This window comes from Sorangium sp. So ce834 (assembly GCF_051521425.1).
GTDB classification, from domain to species: domain Bacteria; phylum Myxococcota_A; class Polyangia; order Polyangiales; family Polyangiaceae; genus Sorangium; species Sorangium cellulosum_D.
The window spans coordinates 1,502,954-1,514,708 of record NZ_CP150351.1; the positions used below are offsets into that span (position 1 = coordinate 1,502,954).

10 protein-coding genes and 1 pseudogene are annotated in these 11,755 nt (G+C 68.9%); 6 read left to right on the forward strand and 5 right to left on the reverse strand.

Annotated elements, in window-relative coordinates; translation table 11 throughout:
* The first annotated feature begins 23 nt into the window (after positions 1-23).
* Together WMF20_RS05530 and WMF20_RS05535 are read left to right on the forward strand one after the other, a co-directional pair.
* Complete coding sequence (locus WMF20_RS05530; protein WP_437611291.1) at positions 24-560, forward strand: chemotaxis protein CheX; 537 nt, start codon at positions 24-26, stop codon at positions 558-560.
* A gap of 30 nt (positions 561-590) precedes the next feature.
* Positions 591-968, forward strand: a complete 378-nt coding sequence (locus WMF20_RS05535) for a response regulator (RefSeq protein ID WP_129573336.1) — start codon at positions 591-593, stop codon at positions 966-968.
* 131 nt (positions 969-1,099) lie between these two features.
* Here WMF20_RS05535 and WMF20_RS05540 read toward each other — a convergent pair.
* The 3 genes and pseudogenes from WMF20_RS05540 to WMF20_RS05550 form a co-directional block, all read right to left on the reverse strand.
* Positions 1,100-1,282 (reverse strand): annotated as a pseudogene (locus tag WMF20_RS05540) (hypothetical protein); the annotation flags it as partial.
* 152 nt (positions 1,283-1,434) lie between these two features.
* A complete protein-coding gene (locus WMF20_RS05545; RefSeq protein WP_437611293.1) occupies positions 1,435-2,496 on the reverse strand; it encodes a hypothetical protein in 1,062 nt (353 codons plus the stop codon).
* Between the two features lie 19 nt (positions 2,497-2,515).
* Complete coding sequence (locus tag WMF20_RS05550) at positions 2,516-3,640, reverse strand: glucuronyl esterase domain-containing protein (protein WP_437611296.1); 1,125 nt, start codon at positions 3,638-3,640, stop codon at positions 2,516-2,518.
* A 1,100-nt stretch (positions 3,641-4,740) separates the two neighbouring features.
* On the opposite strand from WMF20_RS05550, the gene WMF20_RS05555 reads away from it, so the two are divergent.
* From WMF20_RS05555 to WMF20_RS05570, 4 genes are all read left to right on the forward strand, one after another.
* Entirely contained in the window at positions 4,741-6,156 is a 1,416-nt protein-coding gene (locus WMF20_RS05555) for an RICIN domain-containing protein (RefSeq protein WP_437611299.1), read from the forward strand.
* A 305-nt stretch (positions 6,157-6,461) separates the two neighbouring features.
* Positions 6,462-7,055: an HdeD family acid-resistance protein gene (locus WMF20_RS05560; protein ID WP_437611301.1), complete on the forward strand. Its 594-nt coding sequence runs from the start codon at positions 6,462-6,464 to the stop codon at positions 7,053-7,055.
* 94 nt (positions 7,056-7,149) lie between these two features.
* Positions 7,150-7,491, forward strand: coding sequence for an SCP2 sterol-binding domain-containing protein (locus WMF20_RS05565; protein WP_437611305.1), 342 nt, complete (start codon positions 7,150-7,152; stop codon positions 7,489-7,491).
* 21 nt (positions 7,492-7,512) lie between these two features.
* Complete coding sequence (locus WMF20_RS05570; RefSeq protein ID WP_437611307.1) at positions 7,513-9,567, forward strand: amylo-alpha-1,6-glucosidase; 2,055 nt, start codon at positions 7,513-7,515, stop codon at positions 9,565-9,567.
* 64 nt (positions 9,568-9,631) lie between these two features.
* Here the strand turns inward: WMF20_RS05570 and WMF20_RS05575 are convergent, their stop codons facing one another.
* Both WMF20_RS05575 and WMF20_RS05580 read right to left on the reverse strand, forming a co-directional pair.
* Positions 9,632-10,642, reverse strand: coding sequence for an aldo/keto reductase (locus WMF20_RS05575; RefSeq protein WP_437611309.1), 1,011 nt, complete (start codon positions 10,640-10,642; stop codon positions 9,632-9,634).
* 97 nt (positions 10,643-10,739) lie between these two features.
* Positions 10,740-11,735: a C-terminal binding protein gene (locus WMF20_RS05580; protein WP_437611311.1), complete on the reverse strand. Its 996-nt coding sequence runs from the start codon at positions 11,733-11,735 to the stop codon at positions 10,740-10,742.
* Positions 11,736-11,755: the final 20 nt, after the last annotated feature.

Here is an 11,755-nt window from a genome sequence, read left to right on the forward strand (position 1 = left end):
AGCGACAGATCGAGGAGAGCGCAATGAACTCGGAGAGCTGGCACCGCATCTATGACGAGCTTGCGGCGTCGTGCGTCCACCTGTTTCGCGACAACGGCGTCGAGCTCCGGCTCCTGGAGCGCCAGGACTCGGAGGCGACGCCGGGCAACGCGGTGGTCTCGTTCATCGGCTTCACGGGCGATCACCTCCGCGGGAGCTTGACGATCGTCGCGCCCGTGGCGCTCATCACCCGCTGCCACCCGCTGCGAGAGCGGCGCCAGCTCGACGAGGACATGGTGTGCGACTGGGCGAGCGAGCTCGCGAACCAGCTCCTCGGGCGGGTGAAGAACCGGCTGCGCCACCTCGGGCTCATCATCGTGCTCTCGACGCCGAGCGCCGCGATCGGCGAGCACCTGCGCGCCCGGGAGGAGCAGAGCGAGGGCTTCCGGCGGCTCCTCTTCGACGCGGGGACCGACCGGCTCGCCGTGCTGTTCGACGCGATGGCCCCCGACACGGCGCTGGAGCTCGAGGAGGTCGACATGCCCGATCCGCAGCGCGAGGGCGAAGTGCTGCTGTTCTGAGCCGCGGGCCGCGCTAAGGAGATACGACAGATGGCCAAGAAAATTCTTCTCGTCGAGGATTCGAACACGGTCCGCCAGCAGGTCGGCATTCTCCTGTCCGGGGCGGGCTACAGCATCGTGGAGGCGGACAACGGCCGGGACGCGGTCGCGGCGGTCACCGCCCACAAGGGCGATCTGGCGATGATCATCGCCGACGTGAACATGCCCGTGATGAACGGCATCGAGATGCTGGAGAGCCTGCGGGACAAGGGCCTCGCGACCGGCGTGCCGATCCTCATGCTCACGACCGAGGGGCAGCCCGAGCTCATCGACAAGGCCCGCAAGGCCGGCGCGAAGGGCTGGATCATCAAGCCGTTCAAGCCGGACCTCCTGCTCGCCGCCGTGAAGAAGCTCGCCGGCGAGCCCTGACGCGCCGGTCGCGTCGCGGGCGGAGGCACGGAGGACACCGAGGAACGACAAGGCAACTCCGTGCCCATGGGCCTCTGTGGTTCCAATCGCTTCATCCTCGGGCGTTTCTGGCCGATCGGTGCTCTAGTCTAGTATCTGTCCTCCGCCGCCTTGGACAGGAGCTTCATCACGATGTTCGAGACCGCCTCGGGCACGCCGGGGGCCCGCTCGTGCGGCGGCGTGGGCTGCCTGGCGACGTGGCTCTGTACGAGCTCCAGCGGATCCGTCGCCGGGAAGGGCAGCTCGCCGGTCAGCATCTCGTAGAGCGTGACGCCGTGGAGGAGCGAGGCCGGGAGGAATCGAAGGGGCTCGGCGGCGCGGGAGCGCTCCACCCGCGGCCGGAAGGGCGTGCGCGGGGGCGGCTACGACGAGGAGGTCACGTGCCGATAGGACGGCGGTTCGACGCGAGCGGCGAGGGAGGTCGCCATCACTCCCAGCCGGACACGCCGTTCGTGTCGCGCAGGATGGCGTGGACGGCGTGCACCTCACCGCCGGACATCTTGATCATATGCATGTCCAGATGCCCGTCCGTCATGAAGTCGAACATGGTGAGACCGACGGCGATGCCGCGCACCTCGTCGGCCAGGATGACGCGCGGGATGAAGGTGCCGCCGGACCCAGGAGCGCCGGCGCTGCAAGAGGCTCCGGCGCGGCAAGAGAAGTTGCCGCCCCCGTTCTCCAAGCGCTTGCAAGCTCCCGTGACGTTGCAGACGCCGGAGGGGAACGCGCGGAAGTACTTGTCGATCCAGCTCGTCAGCTCTTGCCGGGTGGCCCGCTCGGCCTCCGGGACCTCGTCGTGCCAACCGATGTCGTCCGCGATGGCGATGATCGCGGCGGGATCCGAGGCGACCGCGAAGGAAGCCGTGTAGTCGCCCGGGCGGACGACGATCGTCTCGATCTCCGTCATCTCCGAACCTTCCACCTTGATGCGAAGGGCGACGGGAAGATCCCTCCCGCCTTCCGGGATCACCGCCTGAGCGGCGGCGCTGCACGCCTCGGTATCCAGGGCACGCTGCGAATGCTTCACCTCGCCAGCGTTCCTCCAGAAGTCCGTCGTGCCGATCGCGGCCTGCACGGCGTTTTCGGTGAACTTCACGCCTCCTGCCAGCGGTAGGCTGGAAGGATCCCCGGCGGCGAGGGCGGCGAAGTAGTCGTCCAGGAGGCCATCCAAGAGCTCGCGCGTGCAGTCGCCACCCGGAGCGCCGCCCGAGCCCGTCGCTCCGCCGGTGCCCGCGCCGGGTCCACCGCCGCTGGAGGTGCCGCCGCTCGGCCCCGCCCCGCCGGTCGACGTCGCGCCGCCGCCGGTGCCGCCCGATGAGGCGCCGCCGGTCTCTTGCGGCGCGCCGCCGGCGCCTCCCGCGGAGCTCTGGCTGCCCGAGGCTCCACCGCCTCCGGTGCCTCCCGTGGCGTCACCGTCTTCGCCAGGGCCGCAAGCGCCCAGCGTCAGGGCCAGGGCGACCCCGAGAGAGTGGAATGCTCTATGATTCATGGGTTACCTCTGCGCTCGATCAAAGCTCGCCGGTGAGCGTCGGCGGTGTCCAGTCGATGTGGTCCAGGTGGTTCGGCTTGTTGGGCAGGTCCGTGGCGAAAGTGCCCGTCGTCGCGGCGTCGTTGCCCATCAGGAACTTGTCGATCATGGCGTTGAGGGATGCAGTGTACTGCGAGCGCCAGCTGCAGTGGCTCCCACCTGCGCCCGTGTAGGCCATGTGGTCTCCGACGCCGAGCGCCTCGAAGATCATCTTGCCGACGTTGGCGGTGACCCACGCCGAGTTCCGATCGAGCCCGTTGTACATGGTGCTCGGGTTGTCCACGATGTAGAGGCCGCGTGGGGCGATGAGGCCCATCATCTCGTGCATGTCGACGGGCAGCTTGTTCGTGTTGTCGGCCCCAGCGTTATTGCCCGTGGTGAACTGGCCGAGCGCCACCTCCGAAAGCCAGCGGACGTAGCTGATGCCGTGATAGGGCCATTCGGAGCCGCTGTAGCTATCGAGCACCTCGACGAGGCGCAGGCCCACCGTGCCCCCGAGACCCGACTCCACCGGGATGGTCAAGGCGATGCGGTTGTCGAGCGCGCCGGCGACGAAGGCACCCTTGCCCCAGCGTGAGCAACCCGTCACACCCACCCGGTGCGGATCGATGACGCCGGGGTTCTGCTCCAAGACGTCGAGGACGCGACTGATCTGCCAGGCCTGCGCCGTGAGGTAACCCGCGGGATGGTCCGAGCCGTACACGCTGTAGAACGGCCCGTTCTTCGCGCCGCTGCCGCCCGTCGACTCGACCGCGGTGAAGGTGATCGTCGCGACGCCTCTCGGGACTGGCATGCCGCTCAGGCCGCCGTAGCCGATGATGGCCGGGGCCGGCGCCGTCGCCCCGTTCATGTTCACGGTGAGGTTGAACGAGGCGCTGCCGCCGCCATCGTTGACCTGGACCGTGATCCTGCTGTCGCTCACGGTGCCGGACACGGCGCCCTCTGCCGGGACGGGCTTGTCGCCGTAGATGAACTTGTACGCTTGCTGGAGGATCTCTTCGCGCCGGCAGGCCCACTCGCTCCTGTCGGCGATGCGGGTGCCGTCCATCTTCTTGAAGGGGTCCGGCAGCTTCGCGTTCGCCGTGAGCGAGGCGACGCTCGGCATCGGTCCGACGGCGCACCCGGCTCCGGGGTTTTCCACCTCGCCCCACTCGGCGCTTCCGGCGTCGCCGCCGCCGCCACTGCCGTCGGTACCACCGGTTCCCGGCGCTCCGCCCGTCCCGACCGGGCCCCCACCACCGCTGCTGCTGGCTCCGCCCGTCGTCACGCCGCCGCCCGTCCCGGTCGGGGCACCGCCCGAAGAGGACGTACTACCAGTGACCGTCGACGCCCCTCCGGTGCCGCTGCCGCCGCCGCCCCCCGTGCCGACTGCAGAGCTTCCTCCTGAACCGGTGGGATCCGATCCTCCGCCTCCGGAGCCGCAGGCGGCGAGCGCCCAAGGCAGCGCTGCGAACAAGGCCAAAGAGATCGTGGGACGTGCGGTGCGTAGACGCATATCGAGCGCTCCTCCTGAGGGGGTCGTGAAGCAGGATCCCGCTGGGGTCGGGCGATGGGATTGCGGACGAGGGCCCGACCCGCGAGTGTCGCTGAGGTTATTCCCCACTTTGCCGATCGTCTCAAGTCGATTTTGTGTCATTTCGTGGTGTCCGCACGTTGCGCGCACCGCACTAGTGGACTTTTTTGGGCTCTTGTAAAATCTTGACTCTTGTGGAATCCGCCGGGCGTGCAGCCGGTGCGCAGCTTCGACGGCCTGCCACCGAACGAGCTCTCTGCGTCCTTTTCGATGGCCTCGATCCCTCCGGCCGCAGCTGGCAATCGTCCTCTTCGCTCACGCCAGGGGCCAGGAGCAGGCCGAAGCCGATTCCGTATTTGACGCTCGACGGTACGACGAAAGAAGCCTTTGGCTCCTACGCGCCCTCGGATTCGAGCGCCTTTGCGTGCTCGTCGACTGAGGTCAGCCCCGGGAAAGATCCGTCGGATCGCCCCCTCGAGACCGAAGGGTGATCGCGCGGATCACCTCGCCCTGGTGAGGGGCGATCCCGCGGATCGCCCCTCGGACCCCTCTGGATCTCGGCAAAGCGGGGTGGAGCCTCGCCGGCCCGGCCGTGCGCGCCGGGCTGCCCGCGTGGAACGCCGCGTGCAGTGACGCCTCGACCAGCGATCGCGCCGGGATCCAGGGCGCATCGCAACCACGAGGAGGGCATCATGGCTCGCAAGATCGCTGTGGGGGGTCTGTCGCTGGCGCTGGGGTGGATCGCGCTGCTGGGCGGGTGTCTCGTCGCCGTTGACGAGGGGGCGCTGACCGAGGCCAGCGCCGAGGACGCGGACGCGGTGCTGGTGTCCAGCGTCACCGAGGGGGACTATGTGATCCGCTCGGTCGCCACGAACAAGTGTCTCGACGTGCCCTCGGCCAGCACCGCCGACGGCACGCGGATGCAGCAGTGGACCTGCAACGGGACGAACGCGCAGAAGTTCCACATCTCCCCGACGACCGACGGCTACTGGAAGATCGTCAATGTGAACAGCGACAAGGCCCTCGACGTGCGCGACGTGAGCGCCGCGCCGAACGCGGTCATCCAGCAGTGGACGTACGGCGGCGGCGCCAACCAGCAGTGGAAGCTCGTCCATCGCGGGGGTAGCCAGTTCAGCATCCACGCGCGCCACACCGATCAGGTCGTCGACCTCGCGTGGGGCAACGCCGCCGACGGGACGGATATCCTTCAATACCCCTACGGCGGCACGACCAACCAGCGCTGGACCCTCGACAAGGTGAGCGGCGGCTCATCCACCGGTTCCGGCGCCCGCACCCTCACGATCGTCAACAACTGCTCGGCGCCGATCTGGATCGCCCACTCGACCAACGTGCAGGGCCCGCAGAACGTCAAGCTCACCCGGGGCGCCGCGTACACCTACGACGTGCCGGACGGCGGCATCAGCGCGACGCGCTTCTGGCCGAAGACCGGCTGTGACGAGGGCGGCCGCAACTGTACCACGGGCGACAGCGTCGCCCCTTGCCCGGCCGGCGGCTGCCAGCCGCCGATCGAGTCGAAGTTCGAGGCCACCTTCGCGCCCAGGGGCAGCGCGGACCAGACCTGGTACAACCTCAGCCAGGTGGACGGCTACACGCTGCCCTTCAAGGTCGCCCCCAAGGGCGTCGGCGCCGAGCAGGGCAGCTGCATCACGTCGGACTGCTCCGGCCTGTCGCTCGCGCTCTGCCCCGGCGACGAGGATCTCGGCAACGGCCAGTTCCCCGCGGTGGCGCACCAGGATCTCCGGGTGCGCGACAGAAACGGCGTCGTGGTCGGCTGCATGGCGCCCTGCAAAAAGTGGAATTACCCGGCGCCCTGGGGCCTCGGGCAGCCGGAGAGCGCCGATCCCGGGCTCCACCTCTGCTGCCCGACACCGATCGATCCGGCCACGGGCCAGTGCACGGCCGAGAGGGGGTGCATGACGTCGGACGCGTGCCGGAACACCGCGGATCCGCGGAGCGTGGAGCACACGGACTACGTGACCCGGATGCACCAGATGTGCCCCACCGCCTATAGCTATGCTTACGACGACGCCGCCGGGCTCCACGCCTGCTCGTCGGAGACGAGCTTCGAGGTCACCTTCTGCCCGTGACCCGCGCCAGATCGATCCTCCGGCTTCAGGGCTCGAAGCGCCGGCGAGGCCAGGTCCGGCAGGCGGCCGCTCCGAGCGCCGGGGCCGCGGAGGCCATCTCCCGCTGATGGGGCGGTGCGCTCCTGGCCGCCCTCGGCCGTGACGCCTCCCACGGCCGTGACGCCTCCCACGATCGCCAGGCACAATGTTCCCGCCGGCGCGCTGGCACGGACGATGCTCCCAAGCGGACGTCGTCCCGGCCACCTCGTCCGCGTGGGGCGGGTGACCGACGGGACACGCGTGCTCCACGAACCAGAGGGGTGCCCATGGTCGGTCCGCTCGAAGAGTCCCCGAAGCCGCTACGCTTTGCGCCGGTCGACTTTGACACCGTGCGGGAGAACCGCGGTTGGTTCCTCGCGATCGGCGTGGCCTCGATGGTGCTCGGGGTGCTCGCGTTCCTCCTGCCGTTCGTCGCCTCCCGGGTCACCGCCATCGCGCTCGGCTGGCTGATCGTGCTCGCCGGCGTGGCCGAGGGCTCTCACGCCATCCAGAGCCGCGGCTGGGCCGGCGCAGCCTGGGAGCTCGTGAGCGCCCTGGTGCAGGTGGCGTTCGGGCTCCTCCTCGTGGTCTTCCCGATGACCGGCAAGCTCGCGCTGATGGTGCTCGCCTCGGCGTACTTCGTCGCCGAGGGCGCGCTCAAGCTCATCCGCGCCTATCAGCACCGCGGGCTGCGGGGCTCGGGGTGGCTCGTGTTCGACGGCATCCTGGCGCTGGGGCTCGGGATGCTGATCATCACGGGCGGCGTCACCACCGCCGCGAGGGTGCTCGGCTTGCTCGTCGGAATCAGCCTCCTGACCGGCGGCACGTCGATGATCCTGATCGCGGTGGGCGGCGCTCGCGTGCTCCACACGCGACCGTGAAGGAGGCGGCCTCCGCGTCGTGCGGAAGGGCACACCCCTTGCTGGGGTGGGAAGCGCGAAGGCCAGGTTGGCAACCCGGACACACTCTTTGGTCATGTCGCAAGCAAGGAAGCTCATCGAGGCCCTCGCGGCAGGACGCTACGACGCTCGTCTGCGAGGAATACGGAAGGCGTGCGCCGTGCAGCTCAGCGACGACGAGCGCATCGTCGTCGAGATCGCCGACGGGTCGTTCGGAGTCGCGCCCGAAGGCGCGAGCGAGGACTGCCAGCTCTCCTGCTCGCTCGACGATTTCCTGCGGATCGTTCGTGGTGAACAGAACCTGATCACGGCGATCATGCAGGGCCGCGTCGGCGTGCGAGGAGACCTGGGCGTCGCCCAGATGTTTCAGAGCGTCTTCTCCCCGAGGGACGACCAGACGCCAGGAGCGACGCGCTGAGCCGCCGTCGTCGGAGGGCCCATGGAACGGCAAGTGAGTATTCTGGACGGCGGCACGTTCGTCGTCAGCGATCCGCGCGGCAACATCGAACACTCCGTCAACCGGCCGCTCGGCCTCTTTCACCTCGATACGCGCTTTCTCTCCGAATGGATCCTGACGATCGACGGCATCGTCCCGGCCGCGCTGTCCACCGACGACGTGCAGTACTTCCAGGCCCAGTTCTTCCTCGTCCCGAGGCCTGCCGCGATGTACGTCGAATCGACCCTCTCGATCGTCCGGAGCCGGTTCGCGGGCGATGGCTTCCACGAGGACCTCCTGCTCATGAACCACGGCAAGGATCCCGTCGACCTCGAGGTCCGCATCCAGGCCGCCGCCGATTTCGCCGACCTGTTCGAGGTCAAGGACATGCTCCCGAAGAAAGGCGAGCGCTATCACCGTATCGAAGACAATCGGCTCGTCCTCGGCTATCGACGCGAGCGCTTCGTGCGCGAGACGTGGATCTCCGCCTCGCAGCCCGCGCAGATCGATCCGAACGGCCTGAGCTTTCGGGTGAGCATCGAGCCGCACGGCCGCTGGAGCACGTGCCTCGACGTCGTGGCGGCGATCGACGGCCTCGAGGAGCGGCACACCCGGGTGAAGTACGCCCACGGCGAGCGCCACGCGCGACCGAACATCGGCATCAGCCTCGAGAGCTGGATCGACCACGCACCACGGCTCCTCACCTCGAACGAGACGCTCGCCCGGACGTACGAGCGGAGCCTCATCGACCTGGCCGCGCTGCGCTTCTTCTCCAAGCTGATGCCGGACGCCGCCATTCCGGCCGCTGGTCTGCCGTGGTTCATGGCGGCCTTCGGCCGCGACAGCATCATCACGAGCCTGCAAGCGTTGCCATTCGTCCCCGAGCTCTCGCGCTCCACGCTCCGCTATCTCGCGCGCCGCCAGGGCAGCCGCCGGGACGACTTCCGCGATGAGGAGCCGGGGAAGATCCTCCACGAGGTTCGCTGGGGCGAGCTGACCGCCTTCGAAGAGCGGCCGCACTCTCCCTACTTCGGCGCCGCCGACTCGACGCCGCTCTTCCTGATCCTGCTGGACGAGTACGAGCGCTGGACCGGCGACGCGGAGCTCGTCCTGTCGATGGAGCACACCGCGCGCGCCGCTCTTCGATGGATCGACCAGTGGGGCGACCGGGACGGCGATGGGTATGTCGAATACGACACGCGCAACCCCGAGACCGGCCTGGAGAACCAGTGCTGGAAAGACTCGTGGGACGCCATCGTCTTTCATGACGGATCGCTCGCGCCGCGGCCTCTCGCGTGTTGTGAGATCCAGGGCTACGTCTACGACGCGAAGGTGCGCAGCGCCCGGCTCGCGCGCGAGCTCTGGCGGGACCCCGAGCTGGCGGCGCGCCTGGAGCGGGACGCGGCCGAGCTGAAGCGTCGATTCAATCAGGACTTCTGGCTCGAGGATCGCGGGTTCTTCGCGCTCGCGCTGGATGGCCGGAAGCGCCGGGTCGACTCCTTGACCTCGAACATCGGCCACTTGCTCTGGAGCGGTATCGTCGAAGCATCCAGGGCCGAACGAGTGGTGGAGCACCTCCTCGGGCCCCATCTGTTCAGCGGCTGGGGGGTGCGTACCCTGGCCGACGACGAGGGCGGGTACAATCCCATCGGATATCACGTGGGCACGGTCTGGCCGCACGACAACTCTCTGATCGCGCTCGGGCTCCGGCGTTACGGCTTCAGCGTGGAGGCCGGGCGTATCGCCACGGGCAACCTGGCCGCGGCTCCCTTCTTCCACTACCGCTTGCCGGAGGCGTTTGCCGGGTATCCACGAGAGCTCACCAAGTTCCCGGTCGAGTATCCGACCGCGTGCAGCCCCCAGGCCTGGGCCACCGGAGCTCCCTTGCTCTTTCTGCGCGCCGTGCTCGGGCTGGAGCCGATGGGAAATCGCCTGTTCGTCGATCCGGCGGTCCCCGCCGAGCTCGGGGAGATTCGACTGCTCGACATCCCCGGACGCTGGGGCAGGAGCGACGCCTTCGGTCGAGCGCGCCTGGAGCCGGGGCTCCGGGCGGCGTGATTCGCCATGACGACGGCTACCTCGTAGCCGTCGCCATGGATTCGCAGGATCCGGGCCGGTAGCGTCAGGCTGCGCTGCGCGCCTCGGCGGGGCGCTCCGGCGGCGCCATGAACTCGGGACCCACCGGGTCGCGCACGGCTCCGGTGAGCACGGCGTCGATGTGGGCGCGGGCTTCGTCGTCGAGGCTCCATCCCATCACATCGTTGATCGGCGCGAGCTCCTCCGGCCGTCGAGCTCCCCAGAGCGCCACCGAGACACCCGGGTGGTCGAGCACCCAGCGCACCGCGAGCGCGAGCACGCCCCGCGCGTAGCGGTCGCGCGCGAATCGATCGAGGCCCCTTACCGCGTCGAGGTACTGCGTGAAGCGTGGAGGTTGAAACTTCGGATCGGTCCTCCTGAGGTCGTCCCCCTTGAACGCGGTCTTCTCGTCGATCGCGCCGCTCAAGAGCCCGCGGCAGAGCGCGCCGTACGTGAGCGTGGCGATCCCGTTGTCGCGGCACCAAGGCAGGATGTCCCCCTCCGCCTGCCTCTCGAAGAGGTTCAGCGGCGGCTGCGCCGAGGAGAGCGGCGCGACGGAGCGGAACCGCTGCATCGCGTCGATCGAGTAATTGGAGACGCCGATCGCGCGGATCTTACCTTCACGCTGGAGATCGAGGAGGGCCTGGGCCGTCTCTTCGTAGGGCGTTTGTGGATCCGGCCAGTGAACCTGATACAGATCGATGTAGTCGGTGCGCAGGCGCATGAGCGAGAGCTCGACCTCCTCCAGGATCTGCTTGCGCGTCCCGTTCCGGAAGAGCGCGTCGCCGCGCCGCTCGAGGCCCACTTTTGTCGCGAGGACCACCCGCTCGCGCTGGCCCCGCTCGGCGATGGCCCGTCCGACGACCTCCTCGGAGTGCCCGAACCCGTAGGCGGGCGCGGTGTCGATCAGGTTGATCCCGAGGTCGAGCGCCGCGTGAATCGTGCGGACCGACGCGTCGTCGTCGGCGCCCCCCCATTGAACCCCGCCCATGGCCCAGGTCCCTAGGCCGACCCGGCTCGCTGGAACCTGTACTTGACGAATGTTGGTTAGCTCCATGCAGCATCTCCTTACGAGTCGGGCTCGACGCGCGACAGGTCCAGCAATTCCCTTCAACGCATCCGCCATACCCGCCGACGCCGGCGAGACGGCGGGCTCAAGCGGCCATGAGGTTCACGGGCGACATCGGCTCCTGTCCGGACAGGACGCGAACGACCTCGCTCGCCGCAAATCGTCGGACGAACTCGATCGACTCTTCCGAGTAGTAGGCGGCGTGGGGCGAGATGACGACATTCTCGAGCGAGAAGAGCGGGCTCGTCGGCCTCCAGTCCCGGCGCTTCGCCGGCTCCTCGGCGATATCGTCGAGCCCGGCCCCCGCGATCCATCCCTCCTCGAGCGCCCGGTACAGGGCGCCGTCGTCGATGATCGGACCACGGGCGGTGTTGACGAGGATCGCCGTCCGCTTCATGCGCCGGAGCTCGCGTTCCCCGAAGAGACCACGGGTCCCGCGGGTCAGCGGCGCCTGGATGACGAGGTAGTCGGAGCGCTCCAGGAGCTCATCGAAGGAGACGGGGGCAGCGCCGGCGGCGCGGATCTCGTCCGCGTCGAGGAAGGGGTCGTGCGCGGTGACGCGGACACCGAAGCTCGCCATCCTCGCGGCGACGTTTCGGGCGATCGCGCCGAACGACAGGAGCCCCAGGGTCGCGCCCCGCATCCGGTGGATCGGCCGGCCGTCCTGCCAGGACCAGGATCCACCGCGCGTGGCACGATCGTACGCGGGCAGCTTGCGGGCGAGCGTGAGCAAGAGCGCCACGGCGTGGTCGGCGACCTCGTCGGCGCACCAGTCGTTCGGCGCGTTTGTCACGCGGATCCGACGGCGGGTCGCCGCCGCGACGTCGACGGTGTCGACCCCGGTGCCGTACCGAGCGATGACCTGGCAGCGCCGGAGCCCCGAGATGGCTCGCCCCTTGACCTCGGCGTACTGCGTGAGCACGCCGACGGCGTCGCGCGCGACGGCCACGACGTCGTCCTCGGTCTTGCACTGCGCGGCGACCACCTCGAAGCCGGCCGGTTCCACGAGAGAGCGCTCGATGTCGACGTCGCCGAAATCGTAGTCCAGCACGACGACCTGCCCCGTCCGTTCCATGCTCATGGTCCTTCCCTCCGTTCCCC